At 73.4% G+C, this 21205-nt stretch carries 22 protein-coding genes; 12 read left to right on the top strand and 10 right to left on the bottom strand.

Going from position 1 to position 21205, the window contains the following annotated elements:
- Positions 1 to 28: 28 nt before the first annotated feature.
- The 7 genes from B079_RS0124825 to B079_RS0124795 form a co-directional block, all read right to left on the bottom strand.
- On the bottom strand, positions 29 to 1231 hold the full coding sequence (locus B079_RS0124825) for a cysteine desulfurase family protein (protein ID WP_018548552.1): 1203 nt from the start codon (positions 1229 to 1231) through the stop codon (positions 29 to 31).
- Positions 1232 to 1241: 10 nt separating this feature from the next.
- Positions 1242 to 2447: a hypothetical protein gene (locus B079_RS0124820; RefSeq protein ID WP_018548551.1), complete on the bottom strand. Its 1206-nt coding sequence runs from the start codon at positions 2445 to 2447 to the stop codon at positions 1242 to 1244.
- Entirely contained in the window at positions 2444 to 3298 is an 855-nt protein-coding gene (locus tag B079_RS0124815) for a phosphate/phosphite/phosphonate ABC transporter substrate-binding protein (protein ID WP_018548550.1), read from the bottom strand. The genes B079_RS0124820 and B079_RS0124815 overlap by 4 nt, the downstream gene beginning before the upstream one ends.
- The gene (locus tag B079_RS0124810; protein ID WP_018548549.1) at positions 3298 to 4446 is read right to left on the bottom strand and encodes an acyl-CoA dehydrogenase family protein; all 1149 of its coding nucleotides are present in this window, start codon (positions 4444 to 4446) and stop codon (positions 3298 to 3300) included. Before B079_RS0124810 ends, B079_RS0124815 begins: the two co-directional genes overlap by 1 nt.
- Before the next feature lie 144 nt (positions 4447 to 4590).
- Entirely contained in the window at positions 4591 to 5316 is a 726-nt protein-coding gene (locus B079_RS0124805) for a DUF6193 family natural product biosynthesis protein (protein WP_018548548.1), read from the bottom strand.
- A gap of 61 nt (positions 5317 to 5377) precedes the next feature.
- A complete protein-coding gene (locus tag B079_RS0124800; protein ID WP_018548547.1) occupies positions 5378 to 6091 on the bottom strand; it encodes a TIGR03943 family putative permease subunit in 714 nt (237 codons plus the stop codon).
- Positions 6088 to 7104, bottom strand: a complete 1017-nt coding sequence (locus B079_RS0124795) for a permease (protein ID WP_018548546.1) — start codon at positions 7102 to 7104, stop codon at positions 6088 to 6090. The genes B079_RS0124800 and B079_RS0124795 overlap by 4 nt, the downstream gene beginning before the upstream one ends.
- 290 nt (positions 7105 to 7394) lie before the next feature.
- On the opposite strand from B079_RS0124795, the gene B079_RS0124790 reads away from it, so the two are divergent.
- The 6 genes from B079_RS0124790 (at position 7395) to B079_RS0124765 (ending at position 13263) form a co-directional block, all read left to right on the top strand.
- Positions 7395 to 7985, top strand: a complete 591-nt coding sequence (locus B079_RS0124790; RefSeq protein WP_018548545.1) for a hypothetical protein — start codon at positions 7395 to 7397, stop codon at positions 7983 to 7985.
- A complete protein-coding gene (locus B079_RS0124785) occupies positions 7982 to 9238 on the top strand; it encodes an MAB_1171c family putative transporter (protein ID WP_018548544.1) in 1257 nt (418 codons plus the stop codon). The genes B079_RS0124790 and B079_RS0124785 overlap by 4 nt, the downstream gene beginning before the upstream one ends.
- Positions 9231 to 10628, top strand: coding sequence for an NAD(P)/FAD-dependent oxidoreductase (locus B079_RS0124780; protein ID WP_018548543.1), 1398 nt, complete (start codon positions 9231 to 9233; stop codon positions 10626 to 10628). Before B079_RS0124785 ends, B079_RS0124780 begins: the two co-directional genes overlap by 8 nt.
- Before the next feature lie 421 nt (positions 10629 to 11049).
- Positions 11050 to 12051, top strand: coding sequence for a CDP-alcohol phosphatidyltransferase family protein (locus B079_RS0124775; protein WP_018548542.1), 1002 nt, complete (start codon positions 11050 to 11052; stop codon positions 12049 to 12051).
- A gap of 107 nt (positions 12052 to 12158) precedes the next feature.
- Positions 12159 to 12506, top strand: a complete 348-nt coding sequence (locus tag B079_RS0124770) for a tetratricopeptide repeat protein (protein WP_018548541.1) — start codon at positions 12159 to 12161, stop codon at positions 12504 to 12506.
- Between the two features lie 112 nt (positions 12507 to 12618).
- A complete protein-coding gene (locus B079_RS0124765) occupies positions 12619 to 13263 on the top strand; it encodes a peptide deformylase (protein ID WP_026249052.1) in 645 nt (214 codons plus the stop codon).
- A gap of 9 nt (positions 13264 to 13272) precedes the next feature.
- On the opposite strand, the gene B079_RS0124760 is transcribed toward B079_RS0124765, so the two are convergent.
- Positions 13273 to 14703 carry a dihydrolipoyl dehydrogenase family protein gene (locus B079_RS0124760; protein ID WP_018548539.1) on the bottom strand — a complete coding sequence of 477 codons (1431 nt, stop codon included), beginning with the start codon at positions 14701 to 14703 and terminating at the stop codon, positions 13273 to 13275.
- Positions 14704 to 14896: 193 nt separating this feature from the next.
- Between B079_RS0124760 and trxA the strand changes: the two genes are divergently transcribed.
- Positions 14897 to 15277, top strand: coding sequence for a thioredoxin (gene trxA, locus B079_RS0124755; protein WP_018548538.1), 381 nt, complete (start codon positions 14897 to 14899; stop codon positions 15275 to 15277).
- 50 nt (positions 15278 to 15327) lie between these two features.
- On the opposite strand, the gene B079_RS0124750 is transcribed toward trxA, so the two are convergent.
- Positions 15328 to 16323 (bottom strand): LacI family DNA-binding transcriptional regulator, encoded by a 996-nt coding sequence (locus B079_RS0124750; RefSeq protein ID WP_018548537.1) that lies wholly within the window; start codon positions 16321 to 16323, stop codon positions 15328 to 15330.
- A 175-nt stretch (positions 16324 to 16498) separates the two neighbouring features.
- Between B079_RS0124750 and B079_RS0124745 the strand changes: the two genes are divergently transcribed.
- Both B079_RS0124745 and B079_RS0124740 read left to right on the top strand, forming a co-directional pair.
- Complete coding sequence (locus B079_RS0124745) at positions 16499 to 17176, top strand: TetR/AcrR family transcriptional regulator (protein WP_018548536.1); 678 nt, start codon at positions 16499 to 16501, stop codon at positions 17174 to 17176.
- 17 nt (positions 17177 to 17193) lie between these two features.
- Complete coding sequence (locus tag B079_RS0124740; RefSeq protein WP_018548535.1) at positions 17194 to 18345, top strand: FAD-dependent oxidoreductase; 1152 nt, start codon at positions 17194 to 17196, stop codon at positions 18343 to 18345.
- Positions 18346 to 18387: 42 nt separating this feature from the next.
- On the opposite strand, the gene B079_RS0124735 is transcribed toward B079_RS0124740, so the two are convergent.
- Positions 18388 to 19068: a TetR/AcrR family transcriptional regulator gene (locus B079_RS0124735; protein ID WP_018548534.1), complete on the bottom strand. Its 681-nt coding sequence runs from the start codon at positions 19066 to 19068 to the stop codon at positions 18388 to 18390.
- A gap of 105 nt (positions 19069 to 19173) precedes the next feature.
- On the opposite strand from B079_RS0124735, the gene B079_RS0124730 reads away from it, so the two are divergent.
- From B079_RS0124730 to B079_RS0124720, 3 genes are all read left to right on the top strand, one after another.
- A complete protein-coding gene (locus B079_RS0124730; protein WP_018548533.1) occupies positions 19174 to 19737 on the top strand; it encodes an NAD(P)H-dependent oxidoreductase in 564 nt (187 codons plus the stop codon).
- A gap of 191 nt (positions 19738 to 19928) precedes the next feature.
- On the top strand, positions 19929 to 20900 hold the full coding sequence (locus B079_RS0124725) for an alpha/beta hydrolase (protein ID WP_018548532.1): 972 nt from the start codon (positions 19929 to 19931) through the stop codon (positions 20898 to 20900).
- Between the two features lie 52 nt (positions 20901 to 20952).
- Positions 20953 to 21171, top strand: a complete 219-nt coding sequence (locus B079_RS0124720; protein ID WP_018548531.1) for a hypothetical protein — start codon at positions 20953 to 20955, stop codon at positions 21169 to 21171.
- Positions 21172 to 21205: the final 34 nt, after the last annotated feature.

Genomic DNA, 21205 nt, shown 5'->3' with positions numbered 1-21205 from the left:
GCAAGTCCGGGAGGACGCGCGGGCCAGGTCAGAGCGCGCCGGAGCGGGCCGGGACGAGTGCGCGGGCGGCCTCGGCCAGGGCGGTGGCCGCCCGGTCGACGTCCTCGGCGCTCGTCCAGCGGCCGAGCGAGAGGCGTACGGCGCCGAGGGCGCGGGTGTCGTCGAAGCCCATGGCGCTCAGCACGGGCGAGGGGGTGTGGGCGCCGCTGTGGCAGGCGGACCCGGTGGAGGCGGCGAGGCCGGGGGCGGCGGCGAGCAGGTCGTGTCCCGTGGTGCCCTCGACGCTGATGTTGAGGGTGCCGGGCAGCCGCCGCGCGCAGCCGTTGAGGCGCACCCGGCCCGGCAGGGCCCGCTCCAGCGCCCGGTGCAAGCGGTCGCGCAGCCCCGTCAGGCGCTGTGCCTCGCCCGCCGCCAGTTCCCGGTCGGCGAGGTCGGCGGCGGTGCCGAGGGCGACGGCGAGGGCGACGTTCTCGGTGCCCGCGCGCAGACCGCGCTCCTGGCCGCCGCCGTACACCACGGGCTCCAGGCGGACCCCGGTGCGTACGCAGAGGGCGGCGACGCCCTTCGGGGCGTACATCTTGTGGCCGACGACGGTGAGCAGGTCGGCGCCGAGCGCCCCGATGCCGAGCGGGACCTTGCCCGCGGCCTGGGCGGCGTCGCAGTGGAAGAGGGCGCCGTGGTCGTGGGCGAGGCGGGCGAGGTCGGCGACGGGCTGGAGGGTGCCGGTCTCGTTGTTGGCGGCCATGACGGAGACGACGGCGGTGCGGTCGTCCAGCGCGGCGGCGAGGTCGGCGGGGTCGACCAGGCCGCGCGCGTCGACCGGCAGATACGTCACCTCGACGCCGTCGAGCCGGTGCAGGGCCTGGCAGGTCTGAAGGACGGAGGGGTGCTCGGTGACCTGGGTGATCACCCTCCGCCGGTTCTCGGGGGCGGCGAGTACGGCGCCGCGCAGGGCGAGGTTGTTGGCCTCGGACCCGGAGCCGGTGAAGACGATCTCCGCCGGGTCGGCGCCGATGAGCGCGGCGACCTGGCGGCGGGCGCGGGCCAGTGCGTGGCGGGGCGCTGCGGCGTAGGCGTGGCCGCTGGAGGGGTTGCCGAAGCCGCTGGCGAGGAGCGGCAGCATCGCGTCGACCACGCGGGGGTCGACGGGGGTGGTGGCGTTGTGGTCGAGGTAGACGACTCGTGCGCCGTCGCGGGTCGGATCGGGCGGGGCGACGTACGGTCCGTTCACGGCGGGGGCCTCACATGAAGTTGCGGGTGTGCAGTGCGGACAGGGCGGCGGCCTCGTCGTCGGGGAAGCCGAGCCGGGCCAGCCGGTGGCGGCGGCCCTCGTCCATGTCCTGCTGGAGTTCCTGGACGGCCTGCCAGCCCCGGGCGATGTCCTCGGGTTCCCAGGAACCGGCGGCGAGCAGCACCAGGGAGTCGAAGACGTCCTGGTTGAGTCCGGCGGTGCCGATCAGCGCGTCGTGCCGTCGCTCCACGGCGGCGCGCAGCCGTCCGTGCAGCAGCGGGTCGACTCCGGCCCGGTGTTCCAGGTGGCCGACCCCGAAGGCGACGTGCCGGGCCTCGTCGGTGCGCACCAGGTGGCTGATGCGGCGGGTGACGGGGTCGGGGGCGTGGCGTTCCAGGAAGGACAGGAGGTTGAGGAAGCTGCCCTCGCCGAGGACGGAGAGCAGGAAGGAGGCGATGGAGAAGTCGGGTTCGGTGAGCAGGGTGGCCAGCGAGGCACGGCCGCCGACGGAGGAGGTGCCCATCTCGCCGCCCTTGAGCAGGGCCCGCCGGGTGAAGACCTCCACGTGCCGGGCCTCGTCGGCGGCCTGCACGGCGAGCAGTTGCAGCACCTCGCGGAAGTGCGGGTGGACCTGGACGAGGAGCCGTCCGGGGATGACCAGGGCGGCCTGCTCGTTCTCCACGAGGTAGGTCATGACCTGGACGACGGCGTCCTCGATCTCGTCGGGCAGGGTGAACTCGGCGTCCCAGTCGACGGCCGCCTCGGGGTTCCACTGGGAGGCGGTGGCCTGGCGGTAGAGCCGGGGGGCCAGCTCGGTCCAGGCCACGTCGCGGTCGGCCACCGCGAAGGGGATCTCGGGGCCGCCCGCCTCCACCAGGGCGCCGCGTGCGGCGAGGCCCCAGTGCAGGGGTGCCCGGTCGGCGATCTCGGTGCTCGCCGGGCCGCCCGCGCGTTCCGCGCCGTGGAGGCGGGCGGTCGCGGCGGGCCCCGGGCGGACCCGCGCGACGAGCGGGGTCTCGCGCGGGTCGGACCGCTCCAGTTCGTGCCCCTCGTGACGGCACCAGGCCGCGAGGTGGAGCGCGAGTGCCGGATCGGTCCCGGTGATCTCGACGGGGGTGCCGGGCGGCACCTGGCGCAGGACGCGGGTCAGCAGCAGCCGCGCGCCCTGCTCGAAGCCGAGGGTGCCGAGGTCGGCCGAGGCGGTGCCGGTGGTCATGGCCGGTAGTCGGCGGCGGTGATCCGGCCGTCCGGGTCGTAGAAACCGGTGGCGTCGACGGCGGCGGTGAGCTGCCCGAACCCGGTGTCCCGTGCGGGCACCCACCGGGTGAGCCCTTCGAGGTCGAGCAGGCGGCGCACCTCGGGGTCGCTGTACGCCATGGAGAGCAGCAACTCCGTGAAGCGGTCGGCGAGTTCGGGGTCGATGGACGGACCTGCGGCCAGGACGCAGTGGTCGTAGGGCGCGGTCTGGCTGAGCACCCGGGTGCCGCCGGGCGGGAGGGTGCCCTCCTGGCCGAACAGCAGATGGTTGGCGTCGATCATGCAGGCGGCGTCCGCCTCCCCGGCCATCAGGGCGCGGGCCGCGTCGCGTTCGCCGCCGATGTGGTCGCCGTGCAGGCCGACCCCGGTGTCGTGGCGGCGCACCTCGAAGTCGGTGCCCGGCTCCAGGCCGAGGTCGGCGAGGTGGTGCAGCGGGATCAGGGTGGACTGCGGTGAGTCGACGGCGCCGACGGCGACGGTCTTGTCCTTGAGGTCGGCGGGCTCGCGGATGGCGCTGTCGGCGCGGACCACGACGACGGAGGTCAGGTCGCGGTCGGTGTCGCGCATGACGAGCGACGTCACGTCCGTGTCCTGCGCGTCGGCCAGGCGGCGGGTGCGCAGCCAGGCCAGCGGGGAGTGCCAGGCGGCGTCGATGCGGCCGTCGACCAGGTCCTGCGCCTGGCGTTCGTAGTGGGCGTAGAGCACGAAGTCGAAGGGGAGGCCCTGGTCGCGCAGCCAGTCGCGGAAGCCGGACCAGATGGTGACGACCTTGGGGTCGTAGGCGACGGCGCCGAGAAGCAGCTCGGTCATCACGCCTCCTCGAAGAGCGGCAGGCCCAGCTCGGCCCGGCCGCAGAAGTCGTGCAGCGCCTCGGTGGTCGGGGCCATCACGCGGGCGGCGAGCGCGTCGCGGAAGCGGCGTTCGACCCCGGTCTCGCGGCGGAAGGCGGCACCGCCGCACAGGCGCATCGTGCCGTCGGCCACCTCGGCGGCGGTCTCGGCGGCGAGGGCCTTGATCTGGAGGACTCGCAGGGTGGCCTCCGGGCGTCCGTTCTCCACGGCGGTCAGTGTCTCCTCCAGCATCGCGCGGAGCGCGTCGGCGCGCAGCCGCAGGGCGGCGTACTGGTTGCGCGCGATCGGCTGTTCGGCCAGCGTCTGGTTCAGGTGGACGAGGCGGGTCTCGCGCAGGTGGGCGGCGGTGAGGTTCAGCAGGGCCTCGGTCACGCCGAGCGAGAAGGCGGCGCTGAGCACCAGGAAGTAGGGCAGCACCACTTCGAGGGCGGTGGCCAGGCCCTCCCCGTCGGTGCCGAGCAGCGCGGTGCGGGGCACGGAGACGGACTTCGCGGAGACGGGGCTGGAGGCGTTGCCGCGCAGCCCGAATCCGTCGTACGGGCCGCGTACGTCGAGTCCGGCGCTGTCGCTGGGGACCAGCCAGAGCGACATCCCGCCCTCGTTCTCCAGCGGCTTGCTGGACCAGACGTAGCTGTCGGCCTCTCCGGCGGAGGTGATCCAGGACTTCTGCGCGTCCAGGAGGACGGTGTCGGCGCCGTCGGGGGTGGCGGTGCCGACGGGGGCCCAGAAGTGGCTGCGGGAGCCGCGCTCGGAGAAGGCGAGGCTGCTGAGGTGGTTGCCGGTGGCGATCTCGCGGCGTACGGCCTCGGGGGCGTACCGGTCGAGGACGGTGACGGCCGCGTAGTGCATGAGCAGCACCATGGCGGTCGAGCCGCAGGCGCCCGCGACCCGTTCGATCACCTGCGCGGCCTCGCGCAGCCCCGCGCCCGCCCCGCCGCTCTCCCGCGAGCTGAGCAGCCCGAGCAGCCCGGCCTCGCCGAGCGCCCGGATGCCCTCGCCCGGGAAGCGCCCCGCGCGGTCCACCTCGTCGGCCAGGGGCGCGACGACATCGCGGATCACGGCCTCGAAGTCCTCGGTTCGGATGTACGGGGATTCCGTCGTCTGCATGATGTCTGCACCTTGGGGTGAGCGTCCGAATACTCCCTGTCACCGGGCAGTCAAGCAGCAGCTCCCGCATCACCGGAAACGCCTTCACCGGCAGGGGTGAAGCGGCGAAACCGGGTTCGATATCACCTGGTCGAGCCCCCTGCCTCAGTCCCGCCGGGCCGTACCCGAGACGGCCGGGCCGATGTCGGCGCGCAGGTGGGACACCGCCAGGGCGACGGCCTCCTCGGCCGTGGCGGCTTCGCCGAGGGCGGCTCTGAGCGGACGCCTCATCACGCGATACGGCTCGCTCTTGACCGGCGGGGCGACGGCGATCTCGTCCCGGAAGGGATATCCGGTGCAGGAGCTGAAGCCGAGCGTCCAGTGGCTGGAGAAGACGTAGAGCTGCCGCAGCCGGGGTTCGGCGTGGGCCGCCTCCACGAGGGCGGCGAAGGCGGTGAAGTCCGGTGCCTTCGCGGCCAGTCGCCGCATCTCCCGCCACTGGTGTGCGACCACGGCGGCGGGCCCGCGCTCATGGGCCTCGGCGAGTCCGTCGTACTCCAGGAAGGGCGCCTCGGCCTTCATCTCGCGCAGGCTCGCGCCCCGGCGCCAGGCGGCACCCGCCCGGACCACGTCCGACAGGTCGGTGGCCCAGCCGCTGACCATCCCGATGCCCTGGCTTCCTCCGCCGACCCGGAACTGACGGCTCCCGGACACGATGTGCACGCCGAGCGGATCGCGCTCGGGGACGACGGAGGGTATGCGCGCCGAGGTGCGCGGCTCGTGGCTGTGGGGCAGCACCGTGAGGTCGAGTCCGAGCCGGGCCGCCTCCTGCTCCAGCGCTGCCACGAGGCCGCCCGGGGCGGCCAGTTCGGGATTCGGGTCGGGATTCATCCCCGCAGTATGACGAGAGCCGTATGACCAGAGTCGTATGACCAGGGCCGTACGACCGGGGTCAGCCCGGCAGCAGGGCGTCCATGTAGCTGTTGGTCGGGCGCGGGACCTTCTTCAAGGTGCGGACGTCCAGGGCGGGTTCGGCGGAGGCGGTGCCGAGGTGGCCGTGGGGGTGCCAGGTGCCGGTGATCGTGACCCAGGTGTTGGGCTTCGGTGAAGGGTGGCCGTACATGCGGACCTTGACCGACTGGGCGTCCGCCGCGCAGCAGTTGATGATGAGGCGGGTCAGGTCCCAGCCCTCACCCTTGGCGGCGGGGGTGGCGAAGCCGGTCATCAGGACGGTGCGCTTCCCGATCGCCTTGGTGTGGTCCTGCCGCACCCGGTGGGTGAAGTCGCCGAGGGTGATCGGCAGCGGGGAGGTCGCGGGGAGCGGGTCGAAGGCCGCGTCGGAGACGTCGGCGGCGCTCGCGCGCGGGGTCTCCCGGGCGGCCGTGTAGGCGCCGAGGGAGGGTGGGGCGTAGCAGAGGAGGCTCAGGGCGGGCAGGAAGAGGAGCCAGGCGACGCGCGGCGGCGGGTGTTCGCCCGCGTGCGGGGCGCTGCGGAACGCCGTCCACGCCTGCGCGACGCCGAGGCCCAGCAGGATGACGCCGGAGGCGATCAGCAGGGGCTTCATCCCCGCCTTGACGTAGCGCAGATACAGGTCGGAGAAGAGCGCGGTCTGGAGCAGGCCGAGGCCGCTGAGCAGGAGCAGGGCCGCCTGGACGGGGCGTTTCACAGCAGGACTCCTCCGATCAGGGCGCTGCACAGGACGGCCACGATCACCGTGGCGGTGGAGAAGCGGAGCGCGAACGCCCGCCCGAAGGTGCCCGCCTGGAGGGCGATCAGCTTCAGGTCGACCATGGGCCCGACCACCATGAAGGTCAGCCGGGCGACCGGGGAGAAGCCGGTCAGCGAGGCCGCCACGAAGGCGTCGGCCTCGGAGCAGACCGCGAGCAGGACGGCCAGCCCGGCGAGGAACGGCACCGCCAGCCACGCGGAGCCGGTGAACGCGTCGAGCAGGGAGGGCGGTACGGCGACGTTGAAGGTGGCCGCCGCGAGCGCGCCGACGACCAGGAAGCCGCCCGCGTGCAGGAAGTCGTGCTGGACGCCCGCGCGGAACTCCGCCCAGCGGCTGTGCCCGTGGTGGTGTCCGGTGTGCCGGGAGGCCGGCCGCAGCCACTCCGACTTGCCGCGCCACAGCCACAGCCACCCCATCAGGGCGGAGACGAGCAGCGAGGTCACCAGGCGGGCCACCACCATCACGGGCTGCCCGGGGAAGGCCACGGCGGTGGCGGTCAGCACGACCGGGTTGACGGCGGGCGCGGAGAGCAGGAAAGCGAACGCGGCGGCGGGCTCGACCCCGCGCCCGATCAGGCTGTTGGCGACCGGCACCGACGCGCACTCGCAGCCGGGCAGCGCCACCCCCGCGACCCCGGCGACCGGCACCGCGAGGGCGGCCCGTTTCGGCAGCAGCCGGGTGAAGACGGAGGCCGGGACGAACGCGTTGATGGCCCCGGACAGCGCGGTGCCGAGGAGCATGAACGGGGTCGCCTGGAGCACCACGGCGAGCGCGACGGTCCGCCATGCCTGTACGGCCGGTGCGTCGCCCCACCGCCCGACGAGGAAGACCAGCGTGCCGGGTAGCACGGCCGCGCCCAGGAAGAGGAGGGGTTTACTGCGCAGCAGGCCCGGTGCGGCGGGGCCCGGCGGTGCGACTGTCTCCTGGACCCGTTCCTGCGTCTGCTGCATCCCGCCCCGACCCGTCAGCCGTTCCTCATACGATCGGCTCAACATAGCGGCCCAAGGTAAGACGCCTCATGCGCGGGTTTCCCCGGCCCGCGTCCGGGACTCGCCGGGCATGGTGGCCCGCGAGGCGGAGGAACGGGTGCGGGTGCCCGTCGTTGATCGGTGCACCGCCCCCGCATAGGCTGTCATGCGCACCACACGCGCACCGCACCCCCCGACGCCGTCGCGAGGCGGCACGCCCCCGCCGGCACCTGTGGTCCGGATGTCGGGTCCGACGAGGGAGACAGCCGACGATGACCAGGGCGATGAAGTCACTGCTGGCCGGGCTGGTGGCCGAGGCGTCCAGGACGCTCACCCCGCCCGCCGAGCCACGCGTGGTCATGAGCGCCTTCTGCGAGGCGATGAGCAGGCGTCGCGGCCGTCCGATCGACCTGGTCTTCCGGGCCTTCCCCGAGGACGTCCCGGCGTCAGGACTGCGACTGGACTGCGGCGACCGCTCCATCGTCGTGGTGGAGGAACGCACCCCGCCGGAGTCCCAACTGGTCATCCTCGGCCATGAGTTGTGGCACGAGGAACAGGGCGAGCACGGACACCGCGCGGCCGGTGCCCTCGATCCGTCCCGCACCACCGAAGCCGTACGGCGGACGGCCGCGCGGATCCTCGCCGCGCGCGAGGTGCCCCGCGAGACCCTGCCCGCCGTCGCCGCCCGCGCCGGATCGGCCGACCGCCACGAACGGGACGCGGAGACGTTCGGGCTGCTCTTCGGGCGGGAGTTACGGACCTGGATACCCGGCCGCTACGCCCGGGGCCCGGTCAACTCCGCGACGCTGGAAGGCCGTATCCGGCTCTCCCTCCTCAACCGGGGCGGGCAGCTGCCGCGATGAGGTCGACCGTCCCCGCACTCCCCTACGCCCTGCCCGCCGTCCTCCTGGCGCTGGCGCTCGCGCTGAAGACCCCGACGTTCGTCCGCGCCTGGAAGGACCCGGACGTCCGCGCGACGACGCTGCTCCTGCTGCTGGCCGCCGCCGTGTTCGTCTCGGTCTCCCCGGCCGGCATCCACGGGATCAACGCGGCGACCGGGGTGCCCAACATCGCGGCGCCGTGGGTGTATTCACTGCTGACCGCGTTCTGCGGCTCGTGTCTGGCGATGGTCGTCACCTGGCGGGACGAGCCGTCCGCGCGCCGCGGCCGTACGATCCGGCGCATCTGGCTGATCTACACCGGGATCGTCGTCGCGCTGTGGATCACCTTCCTGCTCGCGGACGTGCCGTCCGAACGCGTCCACGACCTGGACACCTACTACGCCTGCGAGCCCTGGATGCGCTGGCACATCCTGCTCTATCTCGTCGCGCACATGGTGTCCGCGCTGGTCGCCGCGTACCTCATCTGGACGTGGACCTCCCGGGTGCGCGACGCGTGGCTCAAGGCCGGGCTGGTGTTCCTCCAGGCGGGCTACGCCTTCGGGCTGGTCTTCGACATCGCCAAGTTCGCTGCGGTGGGCGCGCGGTGGAGCGGCACCGACTGGGACTGGCTGTCGACCCGGTTCGCACCGCCCTTCGCGATCCTGGACGCCACGCTGGTCGGGATCGGGTTCATCGTCCCGCAGGCCGGGCCCTTCCTGGAGAAGTGGACCCGCGACCGGGTGAGCTTCCACCGGCTGCGCCCGCTGGAGTCGGCCCTGCGCGCGGTCGGGCCGTCCGCCGCCCCGGCCCGCGTCGGCCGCTTCGCTCCCCTCGATCTCAGGCTGCTCCAGCGCCGCCAGCGCATCCACGACGGCCTGCTGCGCCTCGCGCCCTTCCTCGACGAGGACGTGTGGCAGCGGTCGTACGACACCTCGCGCGCCGCCGGGCACGACGAGCGGACGGCGCTGGGCGTGGCCGGGGCCGTCACGGTGCGGGCCGCGCTGACGGCGGCGCGCGCACCGGGCGACCGGACGCCGGGCGAGCGCGCACCGGGCGGCCACCCGTCGACCGGCGACAGCATCGGCACCGGCACCGCCCGCTCCGCGGACCCCGTGCGGATCGGCGGCGCCGAGGACGAGATCGAGGCCATCTCCCGTGTGTTCCACCGCGCACGGATCATCGACCCCGTCCGCCGACGGGTGATTCCCGAAGAAAGCATGAGCACCCATGTCTGACGTTCCCCGGCCCACCGCTGTCGTCATCGGCGCGAGCATCAGCGGCCTTCTCACGGCGGCGGCACTCGTCGAGCACGCCGATGTGACCGTCGTCGAGCGGGACACGCTGCCCGCAGGTCCCGCGCCGCGCCGGGGCGTTCCCCAGGCCCGGCACGCGCATCTGGTCTGGTCGGGCGGGGTGCTCGCGTTGCGGGAACTGCTGCCGGGGTTCGTGGAGGAGCTGGTCGAGCGGGGGGCGCGACTGGTGCCCATCATGGGCGAGATGGTCTCCCGCGCCCCCAACGAGGTCTGGTTCCGCCGCTTCACCGCCACCCATCACCGCAACCTGGTGTGCTCGCGCGACCTGCTGGACGCCGCGCTGCGTGACCGTGTCCTCGCCGACCCGCGCCTGACACTGCGTCAAGGCACCACGGCCCTCGGTCTCGTGGGAGAGGCGGCACGTGTCAACGGCGTCCGCGTGCGCACGGAGGGGCGCGACGGCGAGGAGACGCTGGCCGCGGATCTGGTGGTCGACGCCTCGGGCCGGGGTTCCCGGGCGCCGTACTGGCTCGGGGAGTTGGGCCTGCCGCAGGTCGCGGAGCGCGAGGTGAACGCCGGGGTCGCCTACGCCACCCGGCTGTACCGCGCCCCCGCCGCGACCCTGGAACTCCCCTTCCCGCTCGTCAACGTGCAGGCGAACCCGGCCAAGTCCCCCGGGCGCGGCGGCATCATCCTGCCGGTCGAGGACGGCCGCTGGATCGTCACGCTCTCGGGCACCCGAGGGGGCGAACCCACCGACGACCCGGCCGAGTTCACGGACTTCGCGCTGCGGCTCGGCGACCCGGTCATCGGGGAGCTGATCCGCGACGCCGAACCGCTCGGGGAGATCGTCACCACCCGCAGCACCGCCAACCGGCGCCGCTACTTCGAGAAGCTGCGCGACTGGCCCGACGGTTTCGCGGTGACCGGGGACGCGGTCGCGGGCTACAACCCCGTCTACGGGCACGGCATCACGGTCGCCGCCCAGAGCGCCCTCGCACTGGGCGCGCTGATCGGCGCCACCGGTCTCGACCGTCCGGGCACCGGACGGCGGCTCCAGCGCGCGGTGACCCGGCCGGTCGCCGCCGCGTGGGACCTGGCCATCGGGCAGGACGTGTTCTACCCGGGCGCGAGCGAGCGCCCGCCGAACCGTGCCGAGCGCGCCCTCGCGGCCTTCGTGGACCGCGCCGTCGCCACCGGTGCCCGCAATCCGCGTGCCCTCGGGGCGCTGCTCGACGTGATGAGCCTGGAGAAGCCCGCGACCCGGCTCTTCTCCCCCGACATGCTCGTCCCGATGCTCTTCGGGCCCCGGCGGCCGTTCCTGACGGAGGCTCCGCTGACCGAGGAGGAGCGCAAGTCCGTCACCGGCTGACGCCCGGTGTGACGATCGTCACGTAGCCGTTTTCGGGCTCCGGAGGTAGCGCGCGGGCGCCCGCACACGGGCGCCGCCCCGCCGGAGCGCGTTTCCCCGGCCTGACCGGATCCGGCGCCGACGGCCGGAACACGCGCCTGACGGGACTCCCGGACGGGGCGGATCGCTACGGTCCGCATAGCGCGGCGCACCACTGCGTCATGGTTGTACGGAATCCGGAAAATGTTTTGTGCGCCCTACGACGGTTGCATTTATTCAATAACGCTTGGATAACGGCGGCGTCGTAGAAGAAATCCACAGACAAGCGCGATGAGTACGACTCTTACCGGCCTCACAAGGTTGCACGCACCGGAACTTGTCCCTTGGGTGAACGGACTCTTAGCTTGAGGTGATCTTCATACGAACTTAAGGAAGCTTCACCATGCGATCCCCGCACCGTGACATTCCGCCCCTCGACGAGGTGCGACGCATCACCCAGAAGAAGCGCGACGCCTGGTGGACGGTGCTGCTCGTCGACCCGGTCGCGACGCCTCTGGTGCGGTTCACCGCGATGCGGACCAGGATCACGCCGAACCAGATCACCTGGGGCGCGCTGCTGCTCGGCCTGGTGTCGGCGGCCTGTTTCGCCCAGGGCTCCTGGCACTGGCTGATCGCGGGCGCGCTCGTCTATCACCTGAGTTTCATCCTCGACTGCATGGACGGAAAGGTCGCCCGCCTCACCGGTCAGGGTTCCGTCTTCGGCGCGTGGCTGGACTACATATTCGACCGCGTCCGCGTAATGGCCTGCGCGGTCGCGCTGATGGCCGGACAGTACGAGCGCACCGGCGAGATCCTTTACATCTGGCTCGCCGTCGTCGTGGTCTTTCTCGACGGCCTCCGGTACATCAACTCGCTGGAGATCTTCAAGACCCGCTACACCATGCGCAAGCAGATCAAGACGCGGCTGCGGGCGGCCCGCCGCGCGGAGAACGCCACACGCGTGGCGTTCATGGAGGACCTGCTGCGCGAGAACCCCGAGGCGGACATCGAGCAGGACCTCGGCAAGGCCGCTGCCGCCGGTGAGGTCGCCGGTGCCGACGAGGCCCTGACGGACACCGAGGGCGAGCCGGTCACCCCGAAGGCGCCCCGGCCGGTCATCGACCTGCACCAGGAGTTCCGCCACCGCTTCCCCGCGTACCTGCGGCTGCGCTCCTTCCTGCTGCGCCACCGCATCCGCACCCACGTGATCAGCGGCATCGAGTTCCAGATGGGCGTGTTCATCATCGGCCCGCTCTTCGACGCGACGGCCGAGGTGACCATCGCCGCGGGCGCGCTGCTGATGCTCTTCGAGCTGGCGATCGTCTACAAGCTGCTGCTGTCGACGCGGGACTTCACCCGCACCATCGACTCCTTCCAGCGCGAGGAACTGACCACGGCCTCCTGAGCACGACCCCCTGACCACGGCTCCCGAGCAGGCCCCGGCGCCCCACTCGCAACGTAGTGGAATATTCAACAACCCCGGCGGGTTGAACCCGGCGAAGGAGGTCATCAGTGGACACCACGTACTACGACCACGGCACCCTCGCCGAGCGCTGGGAGCGGGCGGGCATGTTCTTCGACGCCAAGGACTACGCGCGCGCCGCACAGGTCCTCACCGGCCTGGTCGAGGAGGTGCCGGAGCAGACCGCACCCCGGCTGCTGCTGGCCCGCGCCTACTACCACTCCGCGCAGCTGGGCCGCGCGGAGGCCGAGCTGCGGACCATCGTGGAGCGCGACCCGGTGGAGCACTACGCCCGTCTGATGCTGGGCCGCACGCTGGAGCGCCAGTCCCGGAACGCGGAGGCGGAGCCGCATCTGCGGATCGCGTCCGCACTGGCGGGCGACTTCCCGCAGCAGTAGCCGACCGGCGAGGTCCCGCGCGAACAGCGGAACAGGACGAATTCCCAGGCCCGGCGGGGGCGTTGTCGCCCACGCCGGGCCGGCGTATACGCCGCCGTGGCATCCTGACCCGATGTCACTCCCCAGCGATCACACGCCGTTGACCGAGCGGATCGAGGAACTTCTCGCCGCCGACGGCCCGTTGCCCATCGTCGCGGCCGGTCATCCGGTCCTGCGCCGCCCCTCCGCGCCGTACGACGGCCAGCTCGGCCCCGCCCTCCTGGAGCGCTTCATCGCGGCGCTGCGCACCACCATGCACGCCGCTCCCGGTGTCGGCCTCGCCGCGCCGCAGGTGGGCGTCCCCCTGCGGATCGCGGTCGTGGAGGACCCGGCGACCGTGCCCGAGGAGGTCGCGGCGGCCCGGGACCGGGCTCCGCTGCCCTTCCGGGTGCTGGTCAATCCGTCGTACGAGGCCGCGGGGCCCGGCCTCGCCCCGTTCTACGAGGGCTGCCTGAGCGTCCCCGGCTACCAGGCGGTCGTGGCCCGGCACGCGCGGGTGCGGCTGCGCGGACAGGACGAGCGGGGCCGCGCGCTGGACGAGGAGGTGTCGGGGTGGCCCGCCCGGATCGTGCAGCACGAGACGGACCACCTGGACGGCACCCTCTACCTGGACCGCGCGGAGCCGCGCTCGCTGGCCGTCAACGAGGCGGTGGCGACCCTGTGGGCCCAGCCGACGCCCGAGACGGCCGCGAAGGCGCTCGGCTTCGAACTACCCTGACCGGACAGGTCAGTTGTCGCGGTACGCCTCAAGGAGCCGCAGCCACACCTCGCCGAGCGTCGGGAACGGCGGGACCACGTGCCAGAGCCGGTCGAGCGGGATGCGGCCGGCGACGGCCATCGTCCCGGAGTGCACGAGTTCGCCCGCGCCGGGTCCGACGAAGGTGACGCCCCGCAGGATGTCCTCCTCCAGGTCGACCACCATGCGGGCGCGGCCGGTGTAGTCGTCGCCGTAGAGCGAGGCGCCCGCGACGGAGCCGAAGTCGACGTCGACCGCGCGGACCCGGTGGCCCGCGTCCTCCGCCTCGGCCAGCGAGAGGCCGACGGCGGCGACCTCGGGGTCGGTGAAGACGACCTGGGGCACGGCGTAGTGGTCGGCGGTGGCCGCGTGGGCACCCCAGGGCTCGTCCTGGAGCGGGACGCCCGCCGCGCGGGCCGCGACGGCGGCGCCCGCGATCCGGGCCTGGTACTTCCCTTGGTGGGTGAGCAGAGCCCGCCCGTTGACGTCCCCGACCGCGTACAGCCACGCGGAGTCCGGCAGACGCAGGGTGTCGTCCACCTCCAGCCAGGTGCCGGGCTCCAGGTCCACGGTGTCGAGCCCGATGTCGTCCGTCTGCGGGGCACGCCCGGTGGCGAAAAGGATCTCGTCGGCCTCGATGCGCTCGCCGTCGTCCGTGACGGCCACGACCGTGCCGTTCTCGCGCGCGACCGACGCGACGGACGTGTTCGTGCGGATGTCGACGCCCGCCTCGGTGAGGGACTTGGCGACCAGCTCACCCACGAAGGGCTCCATCCGCCCGAGCAGCCGCTCGCCCCGGACGAGCAGGGTGACCCGGGAGCCGAGCCCCTGCCAGGCGGTGGCCATCTCGGCGCCGACGACTCCGCCGCCGACGACGATCAGACTGCCGGGCGCCTGCCGGGCGCTGGTGGCCTCGCGGCTGGTCCAGGGCTCGACCTCGTCGAGTCCGGGCAGCTCCGGGAGCTTGGCGCGGGTGCCGGTGGCGACCACGACCGCGTGCCGGGCGGTGAGGGTGGTGACCGTGCCGTCCGAGGCGGTCACGGTGACCGTGCGCGGCCCGGCGAGGCGGCCCTGGCCCCGGTAGAGGTCGACCCCTGCCCCCTCCAGCCAGCTCACCTGGCCGTCGTCCTTCCAGTGCGAGGCGAATCCGTCCCGGCGGGCGAGCACGGCGGGCGTGTCCAGCGGGCCGCGCACCGCCTCGGCCAGGCCGGGCAGGCGGCGCGCGTCGGCCTGGGCGATGACCGGCCTGAGCAGCGCCTTGCTCGGCATGCAGGCCCAGTACGAGCACTCGCCGCCGACGAGTTCGCTCTCCACCACGGCGGTGGACAGACCGGCCGCGCGGGTGCGGTCGGCCACGTTCTCCCCCACGGGACCGGCCCCGAGCACCACGACGTCGTACGCGATGGCTTCCGTTTCCGTCATGGGCCCCAGTGTGGTGGCCGACGGACGCGGGGGCCACACGGTACGCGCGCGGGTCCGGTGCGTACCCGGTGCGGATCGGGCGGGTACGGGTGAGGTTTCTGGGGGTACGGGTGAGATGTGCGCCGGAATAGCCGGACCGAAGGGCGTGTTTGTGCCGAGGGCAGCACCCCCACACCAGGAAGAGGGAGATGCCATGAGCGGCAAGACCGTGGAGCTAACCAAGGAGAACTTCGACCAGACGGTGCAGGACAACGAATTCGTCCTCATCGACTTCTGGGCGGACTGGTGCGGACCGTGCAAGCAGTTCGCGCCGGTCTACGACAAGGCCGCGCAGGAGAACCCCGACCTGGTGTTCGCCAAGGTGGACACCGAGGCCCAGCCGGAGCTGGCCCAGGCGTTCGGCATCCAGTCGATCCCGACGCTGATGATCGTCCGGGACCAGGTGGCGGTCTACGCCCAGCCGGGCGCGCTGCCCGAGCCGGCCCTCACCGACATCATCGACCAGGCCCGCAAGCTGGACATGAACGAGGTGCGCAAGAACATCGCGGAGCAGGAGGGGCAGGGGCAGCAGTAGGCCCCGGCAACTCCGGCCGCCGCGAAGGGAGTCGGCCCGCCTGGTGCGGGTCAGCTGGAGTCGCGGTGGATCAGTGCGGCGTCCAGGACCGCGCGGACCCCGGGTTCCCGCCCGGGGTCGCGTACGGCGCCGTCCACGAACGCGGCCAGCTCCCGCCCCGAGGGCACGTCCAGGCGGACGGTGCTGAGCCGGGGGCGCAGTAAGCGGCCGAGCATGAGGTCTCCGGCGCCGACGACGGCCACCTCGCCGGGGACGCTCAGTCCTGCGTCCTCCAGCGCGCGCATGAGGAGCATCGCGTACTCGTCGTCGTAGGCGAACACCGCGTCCAGGGCGGGCCACCCGGCCGCGAGCCGGGCGGCGGCCGTCTCGTCGTAGGCGAGCGGGAGTTCGGTGACGGTGGCGTCCGTGCCGCGCAGCGCCTCGCGCACCCCGCTCAGGCGCGGGCGGGAGAACACGTCCAGCGCCCGGTCCTCCGGGACGACCACCCCGATACGGCGCCGTCCGCGCGCATACAGATGCGCGCCCGCGCGGCGGCCGACCACCGCGTGGTCCATGAGCAGGGCGTGCGCCCCCTGGACGCGGCCGGGGCCGAGGGTCACCACGGCGCGGGCACCGGCGCGCTTGAGGACTTCGACGCCCTCCGGGCCGGGTCCGGTGCCGGGGATCAGGACGGCGACGGGACGTAACTCGGCCCAGGCGCGGGCGGATTCGTCGCCCTGGAGGCCGAGGGAGCCGTACTGGACGACGGTGTAGTCGAGGCGGCCGAGGGCGGACTGGAGTTCGCCGAGGAGGCGGCTGTACAGCGGGCCCGCCGGGGCGGCGGGGGCGGGCATCACGACCATGCGGCTGTGCCCGGCGCGCAGGGTGCGTGCCGCCGCGTGCGGGACGTAGCCGAGTTCGCGGGCGGCCTCGTGCACGCGGCGGCGCGTCGGCTCGCTGATCCGGACGGCGCCGGTGTCGTTCAGGACGTAGGACACGGTCGCGCGGGAGACCCCGGCCAGGCGGGCGACGTCGGCGCTCGTGGGCGTGTTCGGTATCTGCACCATGACGGAACGCATCCTGGCAGAGACGCCGGGGGCCGCTCCGGGCGGGGCGAGGTCGTACAGAACCGGACGAGAAGCGAGGCGAAAGCCGGGATGCGCACCGGGTCCTCCGAGCCGCTTTACGAACACGTTCGCTACGAACTTGTTCGTGACGAACATGTTCGTTACGCTGCGGTCCATGCCCGCTTCTCCCCAGGACTCCCCCCGTTCCCGCCGTGAGCGCCCCGCGAAGCCCGCGCTCAGCCGCGAGGTCATCGTCACGACCGCCGTGGCCGTGATGCGCGCCGAAGGGCTGCGCAAGGTGACCATGCGGCGGCTGGCCCAGGAGCTGGACACGGGCCCCGCCTCGCTGTACGTCTACGTGCGCAACACGGACGAGCTGCACGCCGCCGTCCTGGACGAACTGCTCGGCACCGTTCCCCCGGCCCCGGCCGAGGGCACCTGGCGCGAGCGTCTTGAGCATGTGCTCGTCGCCTGCACCGGGATGCTGCTCGCGCACCCGGAGCTGGCCCGGGCGGCGATCACCGCCCGGCCGCGCGGCCCGCACTACCTGAATCTGATCGAGACCCTGCTCGCCCTGCTCGACGAGGGCGGGGTGCCGCGCGCCCAGGCCGCCTGGGGTGTCGATCTGCTGCTCCAGCACGCCACCGCGACCGCCGCCGAGCACGCCGGGGGCGACGACCCCGGGGAGTGGGAGGAGCTGATCGGCGTGCTGCGCCGGGCGGCCACCGATCCCACCCGGCCGCACATCGCGGCAGCCGCCCACGCCCTGCTCTCGGGCACCCCCGAGCACCGCCTGTCGTGGGCCTTCCAGACCCTGATCAACGGCATCGAGCGCACCGCCGTACCCGAGTGAGCCCCCAGGAGGCCGCCATGACCGCATCCGCTCCCGTACCCCACCACCCGATCGCCGTCGTCGGCGCCGGGCTCGGCGGGCTCACGCTCGCGCGGGTACTGCACACCCGGGGCATCGAGGCCGCCCTGTTCGACCTCGACGCCTCGCCCGAGGCGCGCACCCAGGGCGGGATGCTCGACATCCACGAGGACTCCGGCCAGCGGGCGCTGCGCGCGGCCGGTCTGTACGAGGCGTTCCGCGCCCGCGTCCACCGGGGCGGCGAGGCGACCCGCGTCCTGGACCGGCACGCCGTCGTGCACCACGACGCGCCGGACGACGGCGCGGGCGGCCGTCCCGAGATCGACCGGGGCGACCTGCGCGAGCTGCTGCTCGGCTCGCTGCCGCAGGGCACGATCCGCTGGGGCGCGAAGGTGACCGGGGCCCGGCCGCTCGGCGACGGACGGCACGAGGTCACGCTCGCGGACGGCGGTGTCTTCACCACCGATCTGCTGGTCGGCGCGGACGGCGCCTGGTCCCGGATACGCCCGCTGGTCACGGACGCGGTGCCCGCGTACACCGGCATCTCGTTCGTCGAGACCGATCTGCCCGAGGCGGACGAGCGGCATCCGGTGAGCGCCGGGGTGATCGGCGCCGGGATGCTGTTCGCGCTGGGCGCCGGGCGGGGCTTCCTCGCGCACCGCGAGACGGACGGCGGGCTGCATGTCTACACCGCCGTCGAAGCCCCGGAGGACTGGCTCGACGGCATCGACTTCACGGACCCCGAGGCGGCCAAGATCGCGGTGCTCAAGGAGTTCGACGGCTGGGACGACACCCTGAAGGCGCTGGTCCGGGACGCGGAGGGCGCGCTGGTGCCACGCCGGATACACGCCCTGCCCGTCGGCCTGCGCTGGGACCGCGTCCCCGGGGTCACCCTGCTCGGCGACGCCGCCCATCTGATGTCCCCGTTCGCGGGCGAGGGCGCCAACCTCGCTCTCCTGGACGGCGCCGAACTGGGCCTCGCTCTGGCCGCCCACCCCGGCGCCCCGGAGACCGCCCTCGCGACCTACGAGACGGAGATGTTCCGGCGCGCGGAAGCCTCCGCGACCGACTCCGCGCAGCAGGGACGGCTCCTGTTCCGTGAGGACTCCGCGCAGTTGCTGACGGCGATGTTCACGGGGGCGGAGGGGTGAGGAGTCCCTGGGCACACGGGAGTGCGGGGCTGGAACTCGTGTTCAGCCGCGCTGCCCCGTCACCCTGTCCACCAGGTCCAGCCAGCCCGCCTCCAGCCGTTCCATCGGCATCCCGCACTGGCGGGTCAGATGGTGGATCAGGGCGGGGTCGAGATAAGCGAGCAGCGGCTGGGCGAGCAGTTCGCAGTCGGCGTCGGGGGCGAGCCTGCGCAGCAGCATCGTGACGTGGGTGCGCAGCGCCTGCGCGGAGGGGTGCTGGTAGCGGCGGCCCGGGTCCGGCTGGGCCGCCAGTTGCAGGTCCAGCTGTTCGGCCGCGCGGTAGAGGACGGCCACGCCGAAGGCGCGCAGCCGCTCCCGGGGCGGTGCGCCGGGGCCGAGCGGGGGCGGCCCGGCGAGGAAGTCCTCCTGGAGGGTGCGCGCGGAGTGGTCGAGCAGCGCGGTCAGCAGTCCGGTGCGGTCGCCGAAGCGGCGGAACACGGTGCCCTTGCCGACCTTGGCCGCCGCCGCCACCGCCTCCATGGTCACCCCGGCCGCTCCGTGCTCCGCGATCAGGCGGGAGGCGGCTTCCAGCAGCCGCGCCCGGTTGCGGGCCGCGTCGGCGCGCAGGCACGGCTCGTCGGCGGCCGGGGCGGGGCCCACCGTCAGCAACTGGGGCTCGTCGACGGGCTCCTCGGGCTGCGGACAGGGCGGCAGAGCGCTGGACATGAAGACAGCGTAAAGCATGGGGAACAAAACTGGACCCTGGTCCGGTTAGGGTGGTAGAAACTTAAACGGACCTCGGTCCGGATCGTTTCAAGCGTGTTTCAGCCACCCCCTTGGAGTACTTCCATGTCCGTACGCATCCTCGCGCTCGTCGGCAGCCTCCGCGCCGGTTCGCACAACCGCCAGCTCGCCGAGGCCGCCGCCAAGCTCGCCCCCGAGGGCGCCGAGGTCGACATCTTCGAGGGCCTCGCCGACGTCCCGTTCTACAACGAGGACCTGGACGTCGAGGGCCAGGTCCCGGCCGCCGCCGCCAAGCTGCGCGAGGCCGCCCAGGCCGCCGACGCGTTCCTGCTCTTCGCCCCCGAGTACAACGGCACCATCCCGGCCGTCCTGAAGAACGCCATCGACTGGCTGTCCCGCCCGTACGGCGCCGGCGCCTTCACCGGCAAGCCCGTCGCCGTCATCGGCACCGCCTTCGGCCAGTACGGCGGCGTGTGGGCCCAGGACGATGCCCGCAAGGCCGTGGGCATCGCCGGTGGCAAGGTCATCGAGGACATCAAGCTCTCGATCCCCGGCTCCGTGACCCGCTTCGCCGAGACCCACCCGGTCGACGACGCCGAGGTCGCCGCCCAGCTGACCGAGGTCGTCACGCGTCTGCACGGCAGCGCGGGCGAGATCCTGGCCGCCTGAGCCACAGCGGTCCCGTAGGGGGCCGGAGCCGCGAAGGCTCTGGCCCCTTTCGCGCTGTCCGGAGCCGTACCCGAGCCGCCCCCGGGACCGCCCCCGAGGTCCGCATCGCCCCCGACTCGTCCGGCAGGCGCGAAACGGCGGACCATGGGCAGACGGAGCCCCATCCCGTCGCGCGAGCCTGAGGAGACCCCATGCGTCCGGAGCCGCCCCCGTTCGACCCGGAACTCGCCCCCGCGCTCGAACCGTTCAAGGACGCCCCGCCCCTCACCCCGGACGGGATCGCCGCCGCGCGGGAGACCGTCGAGGCGCTGCCCCCTGAGCTGATGGACGTCACACTCGGCGGCGCCTTCACGGCGGAAGACCGCACGGTGCCCGGGCCCGCGGGGGCGCCGGAGATCTCCCTGCTGATCTGCCGCCCCGCCGACGCGGGGCCCGGCGCCCGGCTGCCGGTGATCTACCACGTGCACGGCGGCGGCATGGTCCTCGGCACCAACCGGGCCGGGGTGGACGCCCCGCTGCACTGGGCCCGCGACCTCGGCGGCGCGGTGGTGGTCTCCGTGGAGTACCGGCTCGCGCCCGAACACCCCTACCCCGCGCCGGTGGAGGACGTGTACGCCGGGTTCCTGTGGACCGCGCGGCACGCCGAGGACCTGGGCGGCGACCCGGACCGGATCGTCCTCGCGGGCGCCAGCGCGGGCGGCGGTCTCACCGCCGCGCTCGCGCTGCTGCTCCGCGACCGCCAAGGCCCGTCCGTGCTCGGCCAGTTGCTGATGTACCCGATGCTGGACGACCGCAACGACACCGGCTCGAGCCATCAGATGGCGGGCGTCGACGTCTGGGACCGCTCCGCCAACGAGACCGGCTGGTCGGCGCTGCTCGGCGAGCGCCGGGGCGGCCCGGACGTCCCGCCGTACGCCGCCCCCGCCCGCGCGAGCGACCTCGCCGGACTGCCCCCGGCGTTCCTCGACGTGGGCTCCGCGGAGACCTTCCGGGACGAGGTGGTGGCCTACGCCTCCCGTATCTGGGGCTGCGGCGGAGTGGCCGAACTCCACGTCTGGCCGGGCGGTTTCCACGGCTTCGACGGCCTCGCGCCGCAGACCGCGCTGTCGTGCGCGGCCCGCGCGGCCCGGTTCGACTGGCTGCGGCGCCTGTTGGACCGGTAGGCGACCCGACGGCCCGGGCCGGAGCGCGGCTCTCCGCGCTTACCCTGTGCGCATGGGCGATGCGTCGATGGTCGGGCTGATGGGGCGGGTCACGGGGACGGTCGGCCCGGGGCTGGTCGGCGAGGTGATCGTCCGGGTGCGCGGCGGCGCCGAGCACTTCCTCGCGTACGCGGCAGACAACGGCGTCCGCATCGAGCCCGGCACGGTCGTCATGGTGGTCGAACACCTGCCGCCGCGCACGGTCTACGTCACGCCCGCGTACGACGGTTGAGCGCGCCCCGCCGCAGGTGAGAGCCCTGTTCGTC

The sequence above is a fragment of the Streptomyces sp. LaPpAH-108 genome (assembly GCF_000373625.1).
In the GTDB taxonomy this organism is placed as follows: Bacteria; Actinomycetota; Actinomycetes; order Streptomycetales; family Streptomycetaceae; genus Streptomyces.
This window is presented reverse-complemented; position numbering and strand designations above follow the sequence as displayed.